General features: G+C 43.0%; 17 protein-coding genes and 1 other annotated feature. Of the genes, 2 read left to right on the forward strand and 15 right to left on the reverse strand.

Annotation, left to right across the window (positions count from 1 at the left end; genetic code table 11):
• Window positions 1-33 precede the first annotated feature (33 nt).
• Window positions 34-1,182 carry an N-acetylmuramoyl-L-alanine amidase gene (locus NSS82_RS31270; protein WP_076104179.1) on the forward strand — a complete coding sequence of 383 codons (1,149 nt, stop codon included), beginning with the start codon at window positions 34-36 and terminating at the stop codon, window positions 1,180-1,182.
• 96 nt (window positions 1,183-1,278) lie between these two features.
• Here NSS82_RS31270 and NSS82_RS31275 read toward each other — a convergent pair whose 3' ends face one another.
• From NSS82_RS31275 to NSS82_RS31290, 4 genes are all read right to left on the reverse strand, one after another.
• Window positions 1,279-2,571, reverse strand: coding sequence for an Nramp family divalent metal transporter (locus NSS82_RS31275; RefSeq protein WP_051491117.1), 1,293 nt, complete (start codon window positions 2,569-2,571; stop codon window positions 1,279-1,281).
• Window positions 2,572-2,778: 207 nt separating this feature from the next.
• Window positions 2,779-4,458, reverse strand: a complete 1,680-nt coding sequence (locus NSS82_RS31280) for a glutamine--tRNA ligase/YqeY domain fusion protein (protein WP_076146298.1) — start codon at window positions 4,456-4,458, stop codon at window positions 2,779-2,781.
• Between the two features lie 81 nt (window positions 4,459-4,539).
• Window positions 4,540-4,800, reverse strand: a binding site (T-box leader).
• 45 nt (window positions 4,801-4,845) lie between these two features.
• Window positions 4,846-6,402, reverse strand: coding sequence for an SAM-dependent methyltransferase (locus tag NSS82_RS31285; protein WP_038573381.1), 1,557 nt, complete (start codon window positions 6,400-6,402; stop codon window positions 4,846-4,848).
• Between the two features lie 55 nt (window positions 6,403-6,457).
• A complete protein-coding gene (locus NSS82_RS31290) occupies window positions 6,458-7,312 on the reverse strand; it encodes a copper amine oxidase N-terminal domain-containing protein (RefSeq protein WP_038573382.1) in 855 nt (284 codons plus the stop codon).
• 164 nt (window positions 7,313-7,476) lie between these two features.
• On the opposite strand from NSS82_RS31290, the gene NSS82_RS31295 reads away from it, so the two are divergent.
• A complete protein-coding gene (locus NSS82_RS31295) occupies window positions 7,477-8,661 on the forward strand; it encodes an oxalate decarboxylase family bicupin (protein WP_076104176.1) in 1,185 nt (394 codons plus the stop codon).
• Window positions 8,662-8,679: 18 nt separating this feature from the next.
• Here the strand turns inward: NSS82_RS31295 and arsC are convergent, their stop codons facing one another.
• The 11 genes from arsC to NSS82_RS31350 form a co-directional block, all read right to left on the reverse strand.
• Window positions 8,680-9,099 (reverse strand): arsenate reductase (thioredoxin), encoded by a 420-nt coding sequence (gene arsC, locus NSS82_RS31300; protein ID WP_076104175.1) that lies wholly within the window; start codon window positions 9,097-9,099, stop codon window positions 8,680-8,682.
• 21 nt (window positions 9,100-9,120) lie between these two features.
• Window positions 9,121-10,410, reverse strand: coding sequence for an arsenic transporter (locus NSS82_RS31305; RefSeq protein ID WP_076273496.1), 1,290 nt, complete (start codon window positions 10,408-10,410; stop codon window positions 9,121-9,123).
• Window positions 10,411-10,538: 128 nt separating this feature from the next.
• The gene (locus tag NSS82_RS31310) at window positions 10,539-10,865 is read right to left on the reverse strand and encodes an ArsR/SmtB family transcription factor (RefSeq protein ID WP_036680319.1); all 327 of its coding nucleotides are present in this window, start codon (window positions 10,863-10,865) and stop codon (window positions 10,539-10,541) included.
• Window positions 10,866-10,946: 81 nt separating this feature from the next.
• Window positions 10,947-11,363 (reverse strand): GNAT family N-acetyltransferase, encoded by a 417-nt coding sequence (locus NSS82_RS31315; protein WP_081386705.1) that lies wholly within the window; start codon window positions 11,361-11,363, stop codon window positions 10,947-10,949.
• 27 nt (window positions 11,364-11,390) lie between these two features.
• Complete coding sequence (locus NSS82_RS31320) at window positions 11,391-12,734, reverse strand: sensor histidine kinase (RefSeq protein WP_081386704.1); 1,344 nt, start codon at window positions 12,732-12,734, stop codon at window positions 11,391-11,393.
• Entirely contained in the window at window positions 12,735-13,403 is a 669-nt protein-coding gene (locus NSS82_RS31325; RefSeq protein ID WP_038573388.1) for a response regulator transcription factor, read from the reverse strand.
• Between the two features lie 28 nt (window positions 13,404-13,431).
• A complete protein-coding gene (locus tag NSS82_RS31330) occupies window positions 13,432-15,393 on the reverse strand; it encodes an ABC transporter ATP-binding protein/permease (RefSeq protein WP_076273495.1) in 1,962 nt (653 codons plus the stop codon).
• A gap of 367 nt (window positions 15,394-15,760) precedes the next feature.
• A complete protein-coding gene (locus NSS82_RS31335; protein ID WP_038574881.1) occupies window positions 15,761-16,279 on the reverse strand; it encodes a DinB family protein in 519 nt (172 codons plus the stop codon).
• 169 nt (window positions 16,280-16,448) lie between these two features.
• Window positions 16,449-17,105, reverse strand: a complete 657-nt coding sequence (locus NSS82_RS31340) for a response regulator transcription factor (RefSeq protein ID WP_038573390.1) — start codon at window positions 17,103-17,105, stop codon at window positions 16,449-16,451.
• Window positions 17,083-19,464 carry an ATP-binding protein gene (locus NSS82_RS31345; RefSeq protein ID WP_076273494.1) on the reverse strand — a complete coding sequence of 794 codons (2,382 nt, stop codon included), beginning with the start codon at window positions 19,462-19,464 and terminating at the stop codon, window positions 17,083-17,085. Before NSS82_RS31345 ends, NSS82_RS31340 begins: the two co-directional genes overlap by 23 nt.
• A 137-nt stretch (window positions 19,465-19,601) precedes the next feature.
• The gene (locus tag NSS82_RS31350) at window positions 19,602-20,411 is read right to left on the reverse strand and encodes a CPBP family intramembrane glutamic endopeptidase (RefSeq protein WP_340961248.1); all 810 of its coding nucleotides are present in this window, start codon (window positions 20,409-20,411) and stop codon (window positions 19,602-19,604) included.
• Window positions 20,412-20,571: the final 160 nt, after the last annotated feature.

Here is a 20,571-nt window from a genome sequence, read left to right on the forward strand (position 1 = left end):
GAATTACGACTACTCTCAAAAAGCGAGGATACTATGAACAAAATGATAGGTGTCACCCTGCTCACAGCTTGCCTTTTGGGTATAGCAGCGCCACAGTCTGCTGAAGCAAAGACAGCAGCGGGAAGTTATACCGCACAGGTATATGCGAGTTCTTTAAATGTACGCGATGAACCGGCTAAGAATGCAACTGTTGTAGGATCAATTAAGAATGGGGCTCGGGTTACTGTGACTGATGAGCAGCACGGATGGTTAAAGGTTAAGGCGGGGAGCACCTCTGGCTGGGTAGCGGGTTATTACCTAAAAAAGGTGAACAGCAACTCCCTGCAATCCAGCGCTTCTGGAACGTCTATTGCTACTAAAACCAATACTGCCTCGTCAACATCAGCCAATGCTTCTAGTAGAACTTCAAAGGCTACAGTCACGGCTGATTCTCTACGCATCCGAAGTGGCCCAGGAACACAATATAAGGTGCTCGGTTCTTTAAAAGCCAAGGATACAGTCACTCTCCTTCTTCATCAGAACGGCTGGGCTCGAATTCGCACAGCCAGCGGTGAAACTGGTTGGGTGGCAGAGCAATATATCCGAAGCGGAAGCACACCAAGCAGTACAAGCAGCATAAGCACCGTCCAGCATAAAGGCGGACTACGAGGAAAGCTAATCGTCATCGATCCTGGTCATGGCGGCAGTGATCCGGGCATGCTCGGCACTACATATAACACCATGGAAAAGGATTTGAATCTGCACACTGCACTTTATGTCCGGGATGCTCTTGTTGCTAAAGGAGCACGGGTAGAGATGACTCGCACCCGAGACGATCAAAAGCCCACGTTAGCACGTCGTGTTCAGATGAGCCAAGCCCTGCGTGCTGATGCTTTTGTAAGCGTTCATTATAATTCTTCACCTAAAAATGTGTCCGGAACGTTGACCTTCTTTTATTCAGAAGCGGATGATTTGAAGCTCGCGCGGGCGATTGAAACCCGGCTGGGGCAAGGCATCGGTCTGAAGAGCAACGGGTTGTCCTTTGGCGATTATCACATCCTAAGGGAGAATCGGATTCCAGCTACCTTGGTCGAGCTTGGATTCCTTACCAATCCTATAGACGAGTCCATTGTCCGCAAGACCTCCTATCAGAAAAAAGCGGCTAAAGCCATCGCCGAAGGCGTAGCAGATTATTTTAAATAACTGGCTGGAACAACCCTCCAAAAAAAAAGCCCGACCCATGTATCTCTCAGGTATGATCTGAGGAGATTTGTGGGTCGGGCTCTTTTGACTGCTTCCTTATACGAGCATTTGATAGACCAAGAACAAGTTCAACGATACAACCAGACCGGAGATAATCCAGCCCAGAGTGGCTGTCATTTTGCGGTTCACTAACCCGCCCATAATCTGGCGGTTGCTTGTAAACACAACCAGTGGAATCAACGCGAACGCAATCCCAAAGGACAAAATCACTTGACTTATTACGAGTGCCTTCGTTGGATTCACACCAAAACCAATGATCGCTAGTGGGGGAATGATGGTAATCGCACGGCGCAAGTACAGGTTAATTCTTTTGTTGATGAAGCCTTGCATAACCACATCGCCAGCCATAGTCCCTACGGAGGAACTCGACAGTCCCGCAATGAGTAGTCCCAGCCCAAACGAGATCGCCGTTACTGGCCCAGCTAAGTGACCAAATTGCTGAAACGCGACATCCAGATCCTCAACCACGAGACCATTTTTGAAAAACAATGCCGCAGAGACAATAACCATAGCCATATTTACTGCACCTGCGATAATCATCGCAATAATAATATCTATAAATTCCAATTTGAAAATCTGTTTTTTCTCCGATTCATTCACCCCGACGATACGGTTCTGTGTAAGTGATGAATGCAGGTAAATCGCATGTGGCATCACGGTTGCACCTAGAATTCCTGCGGCCAAAAGGATGCTGTCCACCCCTTCAAACTTAGGTGTAAACATGCCTACGGCAACTGCTCCCATATCCGGTTTAGCTACAATAACTTGAAAAGCGAAGGCTAATACGACTATAAGGATCATTGCGGCAATCCCTGCCTCAAGGGAGCGGTATCCCCGGCGTTGCAGCTCTAAGATAGCAAATGAACCCACCGCAGTAATCAGTGCTGCTGGCAGCATGGGAATATCAAATAAGAGATATAATCCTAATGCCGCCCCGATAAACTCTGCCAGATCCGTAGCTATAATCACCAGTTCACTTTGAATCCATAAGAAGATAGATACACTCTTCGGAAAACGATCATGAGCGATCTCAGGCAAGTTCTTGCCTGTCGCAATCCCCAGCTTGGCGGATAACGCTTGGATTAATACAGCCATTAGATTCGAGGCTACGATCACCCACAATAAAAGATATCCATATTTGGAGCCTGCCGTAATATTGGTGGCAAAATTACCCGGATCCAGATAAGCAACTGCAGCGATAAAAGCTGGGCCTAGGAAAGGAAGTAATCGTTTAATCCCTTTGATCTCCCCGTTAAGTACGGCTTGTGCTGAAACAGAGTTCTTATGTTGTTTTATATGTGGTTGTTCTACTAAAGTTTGTTCGAGCATTTCAATTCCTCCTCTTGCCCTGAAAAAGTTGTCTATATACACGAAAGTTTCCCCTGTGCAACTTATATTTAAAGTATATGCTTATTTCTGAAAAATGTAAATATGTTTCATATGGAATTTTCATTTGCTTATAATACTTATGACCAATAACAAAAAAAAGCAAGACGATGATCAGAAATTACCCGATCTTCGCCTAGCTTAAGCTGCTTATGAATTTTTCTTCCATGTGTCCTTCAGCGGTACTATCCGATTCAGCACCAGCTTATCTGCCGTGGTGTACTTCGTATCCACACAGAAAAATCCATGCCGGATCAATTGAAATTTATCTTCTGGCGTTGCGTTGCCCATCGATGGCTCCAGCAAACAATCCTTCAGGATCGTCAAGGAATCCGGATTAAGATACGCGTCCCAGCGCTCACCGTCTTCTTTAGGACCGTCGTTATCTTTCAGCAGCCGCTCATATAGATGAACATCAGCTTTGATAGCATGATCTGCCGATACCCAGTGAATGGTTGCCTTAACCTTCCGTTCATTAAACCCGCTTCCGCTCTTCGTTCTCGGATCATAGGTGCAGCGAAGCTCTAGGATTTCTCCGGTAACTTCGTCCTTGATTACTTCGTTGCATTTAATGAAATAAGCACCCTTTAGCCTTACCTCGTTCCCCATAGTCAGCCTGTGATAACCTTTTGGCGGCTCCTCCATGAAATCTTCTTGTTCAATATAAAGGGTTCGTGAAAAAGGAACCTCTCTTTCCCCAAGTGACTTATCTTCACTGTTATTCTCAATCGTCAGCCCTTCATTATGATCCTCAGGATAATTAGTAATGACCACTTTTAAAGGCTTAAGAACAGCCATCACACTTGGAACCTTTGCCTTCAAATCTTGTCTAAGCGCATGCTCTAACATGGCAATATCCACAATGGTGCTATTTCTGACAAATCCAATTTCCTTCACAAAATTCCGGATACTCTCCGGTGTAAAACCTCTTCTGCGTAAACCGCGAAGCGTAGGAAGTCTTGGGTCATCCCAACCGTCCACATAATGGCCTGTAACCAGTTGCCTGATATACCGTTTACTCGTCACAACTCCGGTGATGTTCACCCGTCCAAACTCTCTTTGCTTGGGAGCCTCAGGGGTATCCAGCTCATTCAGTACCCACTCATAGAGCGGCCGATGATCCTTAAATTCAATCGAGCATAAGGAATACGTAATCCCTTCGATAGCATCTTGTATAGGATGGGCAAAATCATACATCGGATAGATACACCATTCGTTACCCGTTCTATAATGCTCCGCATGAATGATTCTGTAAATCACCGGATCACGTAAGTTGATATTAGGTGAGCTCATATCTATTTTAGCCCGCAACACTCTGGCTCCCGTCGGATAAACTCCATCTTTCATCTCCGTAAATAACCGCAAATTCTCTTCAACAGAACGCTCCCGGAATGGGCTGTTTTTTCCCGGCTCCGTAAGTGTCCCTCTATAAGCCGTCACCTCTTCAGGTGATAAATCACAGACATAAGCCTTTCCTTTTCGGATTAACGTAACTGCGCTATTGTATATTTTCTCAGAATAATCTGATCCATAAAAAATATGGTCCGGTGGATAGCCCATCCATTGAATATCTTCGATGATGGCATTTACATACTCCAGATCCTCTTTTAAAGGATTGGTGTCATCAAAGCGCAAATGGAACTTCCCGCCATACTTTTTCGCAGTCGTATAGTTCGTGTGAATAGCATACGCACTGCCAATATGCAGATACCCGTTAGGCTCAGGTGGAAATCTCGTGCAAATATCTCTACTGTAAGTCCCTGCTCCCAGCTCTTCTTGAATCAATCTGTCGATGTAGCTCTCTGCTAATACTTCCGGTTCCTCGTTCATTGGTGTTACCTCCTGTTTATAAGTGATATCCGCCTGCTTAATCTGCAAAATAAAAAGAACCTCACCTCCAAGACTTATGGTCTTGGGGACGAAATTCTCGCGGTACCACCCCAGGTTCATTAATATGTCACCATATTAATCTCATCAAGTACGGCAAAACATCTTACGCAGTGCTTATACTCTAGCTCTATAACAGGAGCTCCCGTCATACCATCCCCTTAGTCCGGTTCCGATATGCCGCTCAGAGGCTTGTTTCGATAAAATCCCCCTTACCCTGTTCTCATCATCCAGGGCTCTCTGTGAAGGAATGATTTCATGTACTCTTCTCGTCATCGCGTTTGATTATTTTGTATAGGATACCAAAAAGATAACCCTATGTAAATGTGCTTATTCCTCGCTCAGCGCCGTGAGAAGCTCCAATACTACTTCATTGTCAGGCTCTGCAGCCAAAGCTCTACGCGCGTATTCCAATGCAGCAGCTTCAGCTCCTAGCTCGTAGTTACAAATTGCCATGCTATAAAGCACTGATGCTAATGGTTCTTCCGTATTGGCATGCATAGAGCGTTCTAAGTAAACCAATGCTTCCGCGAATTTATCCATTTCATACAGCAGTAACCCCGCATCTAGCGACAGGTCATAACTCTGTTCCATCGGATAATAGCCAGTCCACATCAACTGTATTCCTCGCTGTAAATCCAGCATTTCTTCATCACTGGCACTGGGCAGTAGCTCCGAAATCTGTTCAGCACTATGGATAAACCATTCAGCATCATACCCACCCAAACGCCAAAAGGCCAAAATTTGCTGCAGCCCCATCGTATCTAATTGCTGATCCATCCATTCCTTCATACTAAAGAAATCATCGGGACCAAAACGTTCTATAAACCGCTTGTAACCCAGCCGAGTATTTGTATAGCTCAACGGAGTTGGAAGCATAAGAATACAGCCGATGTTTAGGTTTTTATAGTGATGACTGGTGAATATTGAATGCGCCCCTTTTTGTTTCAGCACATGTTCTATCGCATGATAATTCGCAGTCAAAGAGAAGCTTCCGTGATGAATCAGCAATGGAGGTTCTGCAAATTCCCAGTTCTCTAAGCGATGGTCTCCCTTATCCGCTGTAAGCAGCACGAATCCCTCTGTAGAGAGCCGCGCAAGCCGCTCCAGACAAGTGAGCCCCACCACCGGAAAGAGTATATGTGAATCCTCCAGCTTCTGCTGATAAAGCGCTATAACGTCATGATAGGGATAAGTCTCCTCTTCATAACTAGCCGCACGCCGATAATGGTACTGCGGGATGATTTTGCCGAGCGCATCGGAGGGGTTATCCGGATCAACTTCCGCAGAATACTGGATCGAAACCTCACATTCATATATTTTTCCTTCATCCACATAAATTAATTCTTGCGGAATGCTGTCAAAAAAATAATTTGCCACAATCACCAATGGCTGCTGTAAATCACCAGGCCGAATGCTGAGCTTAGCGTGTACTAAATGTAGTTCTACATCCTGCACAGCATCAAAACGTGCGAAGTCCAAAATACCCTGCTTCACGTAAGGAAGTAGGCTCGGGTGCTGCTGCCAGCTGGATATATTTTTGGAAGGCAAATCGCTCATCACATAACGAAAAGGAGGTAGAGGAATATCTGCGTAGTCTACGATTTCACATAGCTTTTTAAGCACATGGAAGGCTAACCGGCCTGCTCCAGCTCCAAGTTCTAGAATCGTAACGGTCTCTGAGAGATGCCCTTGTCCAGCCCGGTCTTGCAGGAATCCAAAGATCATCTCTGCGTATGCTGTCGCAATCATAGGGTTACTCGTGATGTACTGCGGGACCTGATCATTATTCCAAGCCTTTAATCCCTGCTCTTCATAATATGTTCGTTGCAATTCCCAAATCGGTGCTTCGCTGAAGCGATATTGCTGTTCTTTGTTACCTGTCATCTGTTTCTTTACCCGCTCTCTGTCTAGCTTGTTTGAATAATCTATAGCAATTGCCTTATTGCGCTCTAAATGTGCGTGACCTGAAAATGACGTATTCAGCCTCTGTTGGAATGGAAACGGAAAATGATAATAATGCCGCCTTAGAGGTTAACGAATCAGGTCCTTTCAACGTTTGATAAAAAGAATTTCCTTTACTGTCCACACTCACCAGCTCTAATTCCGCGTTTCCTTTAGGGATGATGAATCCGGAGGTATTTTGCACGCCTAAGGTTAATCTATATTCTTTCCCGGATTGAGCCTGCGTTAGCATAGTAGGATATAAAGGATACGGATGTGCTGTCGTTTCGAGTGGATAAGGAGCAAGGGCAAGATCTGCCTCAGGCTTCACCCATTCCTCCCCTTTTCTGGCTCCAATGCCAAGGGTTAATTTATTCACATTATTAAATTGCACTTCCCAGCGAAAAGACTTAAGCCCTTCTAAAATAGGGGAAGCCGGAACAAACAGAGTGCCATCCTTTACCTCTGGAGCAACGCCTAATGATTCTACGGTCTCCCCATTAAAATCTGCCTCTAGCTGCCCTGCTTTAATATTTCCTACAGATCGGTCCAACAGTGAAACAGTAACACTCTTGCTCAGAGCGTCATAGAGCAAATCTGCGCCAATCGCATTGGAGAAGGCTCGAATCGGCACCATTAATTTACCTGCTTTGAAATAAGGGGCGAGTTTACCTGGAAAAAGCACGTAATATCCCCCGTATGACAGTGGCATTACCTGTGTCCCTAACTGGACAGCTGCTGACACCGATGTAGGTGTAACCGCAGATCCCGCGGCGAACATAATCACTAAAAGACCTATTACATAAGCTTTTATTTTCCCTAATCGTTGTAAGGACTCCTTGATGTGAATCATCACAAACCCCTCTCCAGTTCATCTAGAACCTTAGCCTCTATTAGTAATAATCAATGATGACCCTACACATGTCAACTTGTACCACTTCTGCTATCCATCATAAAAGACAGCATTCCGCATATATTTTCATTGAACTCTTAAGGAACAAGAAAGGAGAACAGCTTATGACTTCTGCTGGACAGGATTCGGCAAAAAAAACAAACATCCCCCAGCCCATCCGAAGCGATGGCACAGGGGGATTAGATAAAGGCCCCCGCGATGTTATGCGGGATCTTGAGAATCCGGATATGTTCGTTCCTCCGGTGACTGATGCGGGCCTGGTTCCCAATTTGAAATTTTCTTTCTCCGATGCGCATATGCAGCTTAATCATGGTGGCTGGTCCAGAGAAGTAACCGTCAGAGAACTCCCTATCGCAACTACACTGGCAGGTGTGAATATGAGCCTGACCCCCGGTGGAGTACGAGAGCTTCACTGGCATCAGCAAGCGGAATGGTCTTATATGCTGTTAGGCCGCGCTCGGATTACTGCTGTGGACCAGAATGGGCGGAACTTTATAGCAGATGTAGGACCTGGTGATCTATGGTATTTTCCGCCGGGTATTCCTCACTCTATACAAGGTCTTGAAGAAGGCTGTGAATTTCTCCTTGTCTTCGACGACGGAAGCTTCTCTGATCTGAATACCTTGTCTATTTCCGATTGGTTCGCCCATACGCCCAAAGAGGTTCTTTCAGCTAACTTTGGAATACCTGCCGAGACCTTTGACTCCATCCCCACTGAACAGGTTTACATTTATCAGGATCAAGTTCCCGGCTCATTACAAAGACAAAAGGTGCAGTCGCCTTACGGAGAAATTCCACAGAGTTTCAAACATTCGCTATTGGCACAGCCTCCATTGAAGACTCCTGGCGGGAGCGTCAGAATCGTTGATTCCAGCAACTTTCCGATCTCCAAGACCGTGGCTGCTGCACTGGTAGAGATTGAACCTGGAGGAATGAGAGAACTCCACTGGCACCCCAACAACGATGAGTGGCAATATTATCTTACCGGAAAAGGACGGATGACTGTGTTTGCCGGAAACGGTGCGGCACGTACCTTTAATTACAGGGCTGGCGATGTTGGGTATGTTCCTTTTGCATTTGGACATTATATTCAGAACACAGGAGAAGAATCGTTGTGGTTCCTCGAAATGTTCAAAAGTGATCGTTTTGCCGACGTCTCTCTGAACCAATGGATGGCTCTCACTCCCCATGAATTGGTTCAAAGTAATTTGAACGTTGGACCCGAAGTGACCGATGCCTTACGGAAAGTGAAATGGCCAGTGGTGAAATACCCTAAGTTAAAAGAATAGGTTACTTCCTCCCTTTGCTTATTCACCAGTCTCCGCAAAATGTTTGATTCTATCTCCAATCTGGTCACGCACACGCTGGAACACTGCCCACTTCTCTTCATCCGTCCCTTGCGCTTTTGCCGGATCATCGAAGCCCCAGTGTTCCCGTTTGACCTTCGGAGGGGTCATTGGACATTTATCCGCAGCATCTCCACATAAGGTAATGACCAGATCCGCGTTGTTCAGCAGATTAGCATCAATAATATCCGAGGTCTGGCCCGTGATATCTATACCTACTTCGCTCATGGCTTGTACAGCTTTTGGATTTAGACCGTGAGCTTCAATACCGGCACTGTACACGCTCCATCCTTCTCCTAGATATTGCTTAGCCCAGCCTTCAGCCATCTGACTTCTGCAGGAATTCCCTGTACATAAAAAATAAATCGTTCTCTTGTTCATCTTGATCTTCCCCTATTCAAATTAGTTAATTAACAACCACATATAAAGACCTAAAAGCGTAATAAATAACGTTGGAATGGTTAAAATAATACCTGTCTTAAAATACGTTCCCCAAGAAATCTTCACGCCTTTAGCCGAAAGTACATGTAGCCACAGCAGTGTGGCGAGTGAGCCAATCGGAGTGATCTTCGGTCCTAAGTCCGAACCTATAACATTCGCATATATTAAAGCCTCTCTAATGATTCCAGTGGTATGCGTCGCATCAATGGCAAGCGCGTCAATCAGAACGGTAGGCAGATTATTCATCAGCGATGAGATCAATGCAGCTATGAAGCCCATACCCATCGTTGCGGCAAATAAGCCCTGATCAGCAATAGACCCAATCATCTTAGCAAGTAAATCCGTCAGCCCAACATTCCGAAGTCCATATACTACGACATACATTCCAATAGAAAAGAACACAATCGCCCAAGGCGCTCCTGTAATCACTTCTTTCACCTTGACGAAAGGGCTTCTTCTCGCGAGAAGCAGGAACAAAATAGCTATGATCCCCGCAACCACAGATACCGGAATACCTAAAAATTCGCTGACAAAATATCCCACTAATAGAACAGCCAATACAATCCATGAAAGCCGAAACATTTTTTTGTCTTTAATCGCCTCATGCGGATCTTTTAGCTGTGAATCGTTAAAGTGCTTGGGAATACTTTTGCGAAAAAAGAAATAGAGCACCACGATGCTCGCCACAAGTGAGAACAGCGTAGGTATGATCATCTTGCCTGCATACTCCATAAACGTAATCCCGAAAAAATCCGCCGATACGATATTGACCAGATTGCTGACCACGAGCGGCAGTGAGGTGGTATCGGCAATAAAACCGCTGGCGATAATAAACGGAAATACTTTTTTCTCATCAAAATGCAGCGCCCTTACCATCGCAAGCACAATAGGCGTAAGAATCAGAGCCGCTCCATCATTCGCAAAAAATGCAGACACTAACGCGCCAAGAACGATGACGTACACAAACATTCGTCTGCCATTCCCGCGGGCAGCCCGTGCCATATGTAAAGCAGCCCATTCAAAAAATCCGATTCGATCCAGAATTAAAGAAATCAGAATAATAGCCACAAACGCTAAAGTAGCATTCCACACGATCTGCGTTACATCCAGAACATCATTAAAGCTGACTACCCCAGCTAGCAAAGCTATGATCGCGCCACCGCAGGCTGACCATCCAATCGATAAATTACGGGGCTGCCAGATTACAAGGATTAAAGTTACTAAAAATATAAGGATAGCTACAATAGGCAAAGTGCCATCCCCCTTTTACTGCCAATCCACATCTTTTTCAACACTCCTATATAAGCATGTGACTTCAATCCAACATCATTATATAACTATATGGTTATATATAAATCAAAAAAATCCTTACCTGAAATTTAGTCGCAGCATGGCTCTTTAGCCTCTTTATTCAGTTCAGCCAATATCGATTTGGTACTAGGCATCTGTTGAAGAACAGCCTTAAGATGTGGTTTATCCTCGACATTTAACGAATAATGTACCCACTGTCCCCGCTTGCTTTCCCTAACGATTCCTCTACTTTTCAATTTCCGTAAATGCTGGCTAATCGCCGGCTGGGAAATGTCAAAGATATCAACGAATTCACACACGCACCATTCCCGCTCTTTCAGAAGAGAAAGCATTGCCAATCGGGTCTTATCTCCGAATAGCTTCAAGTCTTCAGCAATTTCCGTTAGTGTCTGCATTCCTTCTCTCCTCCTTTCGAAAGTATATAAGCTAATACTTATATTCTAGTGAACTTACCAGTGGGAAGCAAGAGTTAATTTTTAGCGGGCTACCGTCCACTCATGCTCCAACATACTGAACATCAATGAATCCCGCCACCCATCTTTAATAAGTAAAGCATCCCTTAATCTTCCTTCATAGGTCATACCTATCTTGGTGAGCACCTTGGATGATCCACTATTCCTAGGGTCACAGGTCGCGTATATTCGATGTAGTTGCAGTTCTTCAAAACCGAACTTTAACATCCGTTTGGCCGCTGCTGTAGCGACTCCCTGTCCCCAGGCATCAGGATGGACAATATAGCCGATTTCACCGCTTCTGTCCGTATGGCTTCTAATGTTTAATTCAATCATGCCGATCAAATGTTCAGTTCCTACTGCAACTATGGCTTGCGCGAACCGAGTTCTGGGAACTTTTTGAGAGTCTTCTAGTGCTTGGTTTACAAATGAAAGGGTCAGCGTTTGCCTTAAGCTTCAGCTCATTAACTATTCATAGGGTTGAGAGATAGGGATCGAGACGATAAACTGGGTTCCTACCCCAACCCTGCTCTCCACTTCTATTTTACAATCATGCATTTTTAGAATTTTTAATACAATGGATAATCCAAGTCCATTCCCTTTATGAACGCTGCTCCGCGCTTTATCCACCATATAAAAACGATCAAAAATGCGTGGCAATGCTTCCTCTGGTATGCCTTGACCAGAATCTTTAATAGAGACCTTCACAAACGCTATAGAACGCTCGATTTCGACATGAATGATACCCTCTTGGCTTGTATATTTTATAGCATTATTGATTAGGTTTTGCCAGACTTGATCAAATAAATCTTTATCCACCGTAATTTCGCAGGGCAATAAATCTAATTCTATCTGAATGTTTTTCTGTGCCCATTGTGGCTCCGCCAGAACGATCGCTCTTCTTAACTGTTCATCCAGCTGAAAAGTGGTGAGATTAACCGGATGATGTTCTGAATCCAGCGAGGCTAATCTAAGCAGATTGTCACTTAGGCGGGATAAGCGCAGCGTTTCCTGATAAATAATATCCAGATGCTCTTTTTGCTCTTCTACTGGAACGACACCATCTTGCAGCGCTCTAGTAAACCCTCTAATCGACGTAAGTGGAGACTGCATTTCATGAGAGACATTGCTGACAAAATCATCACGAACTGAATCTATCTTTTGCAGCTCACTAGCCATATGATTAAAGCTTTCCATCAGTTCCCCGAACTCATCTTGATTTTTATGCGTCAATCGTACAGATAAATCGCCTGATGCCATTTTCTTAGCAGCTTCCGTCAGACGTTTGATAGGCTTCACAATGAAACCGGACATCAAGAGAATCAGTAAACTTCCAATGACTAAAACCGTTAGAAGTGTAAAAAATACGTTACGTCTGAATGTGATCAAGCTCGACGAAAAATCAATTTTAATGATTAGCGCAGCTTTATCTTTATCTACGATGGGAATGCCAACAATAGCAACACCAGACTTATCACTAAGCATCACCGCGTCTGAGGAATCTGGCTTAAATAGAGCGGAAACCTTCTCCTTATCCACTGTAAAATCAGCATCACTCCACTCATTCACTCTCACTTTCGCAATATCGACACCATATTTATTGAGTAGTTTAGTAAATGCCTGTGCTTTTTCCGGATCATCGATTAGGTTAAGCACTTTTGCTACGTCTCCAGCTACTCTAATGAAGATATGGTTTGGGGTCACATTATTTTCGGAAAACCGTACATTTAGCAAAAAAGAGATCATTAAGCTGACGATCACAATCCCAATGAACGTAATGACAATACGCAGACGCAGACTTTTTTTCAACATTTAGGCCAACTCCAGACGGTATCCAAGTCCTCTTACCGTAGAAATAATTAGCTCGGGAATCGATTCAAGTCTTTCTCTCAGACGTTTGATATGCACATCTACCGTACGCTCGTCGCCTTCATAATCGACACCCCAAATATTTTCTATGAGCTGAGAACGCGTGAATATTTGCCCTGGCGAACCCGCCAGAGCAAATAACAACTCACATTCCTTTTTCTTCAACTCCACCGTTCTCTGAGCCGCAACAACGGTCAAATTCCCCAGATCAATCATCACTGCGCCTAATTGAATCACACTCGAGGAGGTTAAATGATATCTTTTTAATAGTGATTTTACCCGCAGGACCAATTCTATGGGATCAAACGGTTTGACTAAATAATCATCTGATCCGGCATTAAATCCTCTGACTTTGTCCTTAGATTCTCCTCTAGCTGTAACCATCAGAATTGGAATATCGATATAAGATCGGATATCTTCGGTCAATTCAATACCATCTACATTCGGCATCATTACATCTACAATCGCCAAATCGATCTTTGTATGCGCTAGAATGTCTAATGCCTCTTGACCGTCTGCTGCTTCCACTACGGAAAATTGGTTTTTTTCAAGATATAATCGTATTAATCTACGGATATGAGAATCATCATCCGCCACTAGAATCGTGTTCATCTCTCAATTATCCTCTCCGCTAACCTATTTATTCATATCGTAGAGATTCCATTGGATCCAGTTTGGCAGCCTTAGAGGATGGCATCAAACCGGCGATAATACTAATCAGGGTACTCACAACGATCCCAAATAACACATAATAACCGGATAGATTAATAAGTTTCACTCCAAAAGCATTGTCCAAGAAAATATTTAACACATAACTAATGACAATGGCAAAGAGTACTGCAAAGATACCGCTGAATACACCTAATAAAGCTGATTCAGAAAAGAATATACGCTTAATATCTTTTTTCCTTGCGCCAATTGCCCGAAGAATCCCGATTTCCTTAGTCCGTTCCACTACACTGATATATAGCACAACCAATATCATGATCCCTGATACGAGAAGTGAAATCCCGGCAATACCAGAGAGAACTATAGTAGCCATATTCACATAAGTTGTGATTCGCTCCATGATTTTTGCCGATTGAGAACCTGAGAACCCAGCATCAACAGCGGCTGCATTAATATCATTCACATATTTCATATCGGTTGCAAAAGCATTAACTTGAATTGGACCTATTGTAATCCCCTTGTCAGCATACATTTGCTCCAAAGTCTGCGCTGGAAGATAACCCGTGGGTTGCATTTGCGCTCTTGGATCAGTGCTTTCATAAATACCAGAGATAGTGACTTCTTGTTCCAATGTGACCGGTTTATGCTTAGCATCCATTTCATTAATATATAGATGAATCGACTTCCCTACCAAAGACTCTGGACTGTCGTTTCCGCTTAATTTACTTGCCGTTTTCACGGGTAATAATATCTCTTTGTCCTCTGGAAAAGCCCCTGCGGTAATCGTCTCTTTATCAAAAGCATCCGTTAAGGTAGTTAATTGTGTAAGACTAACCGTCTGATCTGCATAAACCATAGTAGATTTGCCCGAAATGGAAGTGATGGTTTCTACATAATCAACATTTGGAATATTTCGAATGGTTTCAATATCGGCAGCCGTAAACGTTTCGCCCGGCAACATCATTGCCTCTGGACCTTGCATGCCTTTAGCTTCTTCACTGGGTTTAGTTATATCCACGAGTAAAGGATCCATACTTGAATTAATTTCGTCATTCATATAGTTCGTAATTCCATTCCCTAAGGAAAGCATCAACAGTACGCTTAAAATACCAATAGACCCACCCAAAGCTACCAATACATTACGTTTGGCGTTGAGCTTCATATTCTGCAGAGCCATTTTAAAAGATGCAAATAAACTGAGATTCCGGGATGACCCCTCTCCTCCATCGTAACTAATCAAGGAGCGGTCCTTTAACTGAATATCATCTTTAATCCGTCCTTCTTCAACCTTTACGATACGGGTACCAGAGTCGGCTACTTTCTGTGAGTGGGTCACGGTAATGACCAATATCCCTCTTTTGGCTATGCTGTCCAATAAGGCTAAAATTTGATCGCCGGTATCCTTGTCCAAGGCCCCTGTAGGTTCATCTGCCAAAATAATATCAGGATTATTCGCTAGCGCGCGGGCAATGGACACTCTTTGCTTCTGTCCACCGGACAGCTGATTGGGACGTTTTTTCAGGTGCTCTTTCAAGCCTACCTCAGTCAAAATATCTATAGCACGTTTATTGCGGTCCTTCTCACTGGTATCCGTCATCTGCATCGCCACTGTAACATTCTCCAAAACTGACAGATGCGGGATCAGATTGAAATTTTGAAAAACGAAGCCAATATTGTTCTTGCGATAATCATCCATTTCCTTTTCGGTCATCGTGCTTAAATTCTTTCCGCGGACAAGGACCTCGCCCTCATAATCGGAGTCCATTCCCCCAATGATGTTCATCAGTGTGGACTTTCCGCAGCCAGACTCACCTAGAATAGAGACGAATTCACCTGTCTCAAAGCTTAGATTCACATCATGGAGTACTGGCACCTTTTCTTTACCGTACAAAGTATATGATTTCTTTACATGTTTAACTTCTAATATTTTCATTTGTTTCTCTTCCTCTCCTGGTCATACTCTATATCTCTTTTGATGTTTCATATCCTAACAAATTTGTGTGAACTGATAATGAACTGGATAGCCACATGGAAGAGTCAGAGCTACAGCAGATATTTAGGTTAAGCAATATAAAAAGGCGAATTCACACTCAAAATGAGTGGAACTCGCCTTTTCTATTCGGCTTATTTTCAAAAGAAATTAGTGCATGAGGTAATAAGCTAATCCTCCAACTTGTTTTCCGGCGTAATAAACGATGTCTATAATCACCACTGTTAATACAAATTTCGAGAGCAGCGGATATTTCTTAAATAAAGGCTTTATAGTTTTCTCTATGTACTCCATTCGCGCGCTTCCTTTCTTAAGCTAGTGCTCTTTTTCGGATCAGCCTAATCTGGCCTCTATGATTGATTTCATCCTCAAAAACGTGAAACCACATAAAATAGTAGTTCGCAGGTTTGTTATGCCAGAATTCCTCTTCAGTATATAACCAATTATCATCGACGGTTGCGAATAATTCATAAGTCTTTTGTCTAACTTCATTTAGGCGATCTAAATAATAGCTTAGGTCATTCCCCTTAATATTGGCTCGTCCTTCGTCGCCTAAATTTAATGCTGGTCCCCATCTTGTTAGCTCTTCTTCAGACAAATCTCTTTGCTCAAACGTTGCCACTTGATATGCATATTCTACAGCAGCGTAGTGCAATAATAACGCTCCAATAGAGTTACTCTGAGCATCCAATAAATAATCCAGTTGTTCCACAGTTAGACCCTTAACGGCTTCTAATGTTGTATATCTTGCATAGTTCATCATGGATAAAAGTCGGCTGATTTGCGGCGAGTAACCTGGGATATCTGTAATCAAAAATAGTTGGTTCATGTCAATCATATGGATGTTCCTCCTTGATTTTTTCAGAATAATACTTCTAAATACCAGAATGGTTCAGAATTATGAATTACAGGTAATGACGATCAAGATGTCAAAGTGAGGTGCTTAACACCATGAATAAAACTAACAAAACTATGTATTGGGTTGTATGGGCTTCAACTTAGAAAGTCTCCATCCTAACAAGACCTAGTCGTTTACCCTCAACAATAGCCTCGGATCTGGAATGTACACTAAGCTTCTCAAAGATTCTCGTCAGGTTATACTCCACAGTCCTTTGTGACATTAAAAGCTTGCTGGCTATGTCTTTATTGCTTTTTCCACTAGCTACTTCTTGGAGTATTTCCTGTTCTCTTTGATTAATGGACACTTCTTCAAGCAGCCGATTATCCCGGTGATTAGAAATCTTGATATCATTTCTTCGTAGCTGTTTAAGTAAAGACACCGGAATGACCGCCTCATTCCTCAGTGCACAACGAATGGTATTTAACAACTGTTCTCGGGAAGCTGTCTTAGAGATAAATCCTGTGACCCCTGACTCCATCAAAAGATTATAATGAGCACTGATCTCATATCCGGTATAAATCACCACTTTAGATTCAGGATCACGTTGAACGGCTCTTTTGGCGAATTCAAGTCCGCTGATCGTAGGCATGTTGAGATCGCATAAGATCACATCAAATTCTTGTTGCTCCAGCCTATCCAAAGCTTCCATCGCTGACAAAACAAAAGTAACCTCCATATCCGCGTCCTGCTCAATCATAGTTTTGGTTCCTTCTCCGACTGAAGGATGATCATCAACCAACAAGATACGTATCATCGTCATCGCCTCCTCTGTGCTTTTCTTCTACAAAAGCCATTGTCGGTAAATAAATAATAACCTCCAGTCCCTTCCCTTTCTCCGAGTTAAAAGTGCATTGCCCCTCTAAGCTCGCAACACGTTCTTTGATTCCGGACAGGCCCATATGCTGAAAAGATTCCCTGATATCAACTATATTCATGCCAATCCCATCATCCTTATATCGGAAATAGAGATGCTCTTGCTGGTCCAGCTCAATTTCAATCTGATTCGCCTTGGCATGTTTCCCGGCATTCCGCAGGAGCTCCTGTACTATTCGATACAACGCAATCACCAGATCATCACTTAGCTCACCAATCGGACTGGATGTAAAGGTGATAATGTAGTTAGACTGCAGCTGGGCATACTCAAACAATAGTTCCAGTGCCTTCACAATTCCGGTCTCTCTTAGCAGCGGCGGACGCAGTTCATTGCAGGTCTCCCTAATCTGATATATCACATCCAGAAGTCCCTCTTTAATCTGAAGCAGCTCTGGCAAAATATCCGCCTCAATATCATGATCGGAGATCAGTGTTTCCAGCCTGCGAAGCCAAATGAGCTGATCCTGAAGAGCAGAATCATGTAAATCTGCCGCCAGCTTTCTGCGTTCTTTCTCTGATAAGTTAAAGATCAGGCGTAGAACCCATGGTGCTGCATGTAACTCTTTTTTCATCTCTGCTTCAAGGTCTTCAATCAAGCCTTCAATAAGATATAAATTCTCATAAACAATACTCGCATAATTTGCGAGGGTATTTAACCAATTAAGCTCATCCGAATTAAGTTTTGTATGATTCTTCTTATGATCAATCCAGAGGAGATTAAATTTTTTTTGGTGACGTCCGATTACGAGTAAGATCCCCTGTTTGAGTTGAACTACTTCTCCTACCTTAAAAACTGGAGATTTCGATAAAAATTCTATGTTGATCTCTTGGCCCGAATTGTCGACTATTTGTTCGAGGTTACTCATATCCTCATCTCTCTCAAAAAAAGCAGACAGACTAACCGGTAAAATCTCATTGATTTCCTTGTAAATTGCAGCCTCCAAATCAGACCGCTTCATCACCTTGGAGATTTGCTTCGAGAATCGCTCCAGACTACCTTGATAATGATAAAGCTCACGGAACAATTTAGGCCGGAAATAATAATCTATTTTCTCCTTAAAGAATAAAAAGATTGTAATAGATAAATATACAACCAAAAACATCTGAATCCATTTGATCCAATCATACTCTTGCCTGCTCTGAATGATCGCAAGTACGGCTACAATCATTAGCGCCGGAAAAAAAGCAATTATTAAATAATATTTAAACCGATTAAAAGCGAAATCAATATCAAATAGTTGCCTAGCCGTCAGCAGATAAAAATAAGTAACTGGCATCAAAAACAAAAAGATCGTAGTAATTTCGTAAGGAATCAAGTTGACCCCAACAGCAATGGGTGCAGCTGAGAAGAGAACAAAAGGTGTAAACGCAAGGATTTGTCCGGTAAGCATAATTTTAAACATCGATTTAAGCGCTGTGCTTCGATAAGTAATGTATAAATATAGCAGCTTAAATATGCTGTAAAAAATCCCAAAAACAAAGAACCCAATAATAATTAACCTTATAAAGGAATACAAGGATCTATCCCATGAGTAAACCATTAGACTGGAGGTAGAAAATAGGCTTAATAAAATAACCAGGCCGTAGTATATTTTGATTACAGTAGTAGATAAAACTAATACATCAAATCGTTTCAGATATACTTGGAGAAAGTGAATAAAAACCAGTGGAATTAAAGGCAACACGCAACCCATCGCGATTCTACCTATAAGATCAGATCTACTTGAGGCATATCCCGCAAAGTAAGTTATTCCGACTAATAAAAAGAATAAAATCAGCAGCTCTGCTGAGCGCTCCCCGCTTCTCCTGCGGTATAATAGAAGGCTTAACACTGCCAAAAAAACAAATGTCGCTCCAGGGACTACAAGCTGGGTAAACGTATGATATATGGAGGATTTATTCTCAATATCATAATGCAAAGCAAGTGGAGCACCCCCCTTGAAGTTACGAAGAAGGTCAACAGATTGAACCTGAGTTAAGCTTCCATATCTAACAGCTTCATCCACTTTGTCAATCGGTTTCCCATTAACCCGTAATAAGATATCCCCTTCCCTTAAATTCTGTTTATACCCTTCGCTAAAAACGTCTACCTCAGCAATATAATATTGCCCTCGTTCATTCTGCTCCAGACCAACGCCAAGCAAGATATTAGAGTGAATGACCCCCACAAAATGAATAATAAGAAAAGTAAAAATGCAAAGTAACCCTGATATGAATAACTGGCGGAGTTTTACTGTCATTTCAAATCCCCCGAACGAACAAAATTATACATATCTCTATTCTTAGTTGGTATTCCCCTACCATTTTATATGAATCACACAGGAAATTATATACTTTTATGCATGATATTCCTTCCCTTCTAAATGTCCGCATTGAATTATAGCTCTATTCTGTCTTTTTGCTGTTTCACTCTGTGGTTTCGATTCAGAATCCATATCGCTGCGCACCCATATAAAATCATTGGAACCCAACCGCTCTCCCCGGCCACATACTCCAACATAGGTGAAGAACTGACAGTAATATTGTGCAAAACACTATCTACAGCATTATTAGTTCCGTGTAAAAGCACTGCCGGCCAAATACTACCGGAGGACAGACGCAGTTCATTTATAATGATGCCCGCAAACATAACAGATAAGGTAAAGAGCACCACCACGAGCCAGCGGCTTCCAGAGGAATGATAAGCACGCGGCCCAAGAATCGCCGGATAATGCCATATAGCCCAGATTAAGCCCATTGTTACACTAGAACTTACTCTTCCCATCCATTGAAAACGCGGGAGCAGCCAACCCCTCCAACCGATCTCTTCCCCCAAAGCAGATAACGAACCAAGGACAATGTAAACGAGCAAATATATAACAATCTCGATCCATGAATCTGGAGGAATTAAGCTTGAAGTCCATTCCATCCAATAGACAGCATAACCCGCTCCCAGTGAACCTAAGGGAATAACTAAAGCCAATATGTATTCTTTGCCTCCCCTAAATTTGAAGCCCAACCTTCTCCATCCCTCAGCACTGTATCCATCTCTCACAATCAGAAACATCATGATACATACTGCGAAAAAAGGAGTAAACCCATACAGACCCTGTGCCGATTCCGGAAGCAGCAACATCCCTAACGCCATTGCCCATACGATAATAATAAATAGTAGAGATTGTTTCTTGTCTGAGAGCAATATTATCACCTGCCTTTTTTAGATATAAGGAACTACATTTTCCTATTTAATCCAATTGTATATAAACTGGCAGGACGTTTCACCGAAAACAACGTTCGCTAAAACCACAATTCTTTTGCGGTACTGCTTATCTGTATGCCGCAAAGTCTTCAGAAAGGTTGTCCCAAAA

Origin of the sequence: Paenibacillus sp. FSL H7-0735 (assembly GCF_038008505.1) — a bacterium.
Lineage (GTDB): Bacteria > Bacillota > Bacilli > Paenibacillales > Paenibacillaceae > Paenibacillus_AQ > Paenibacillus_AQ odorifer.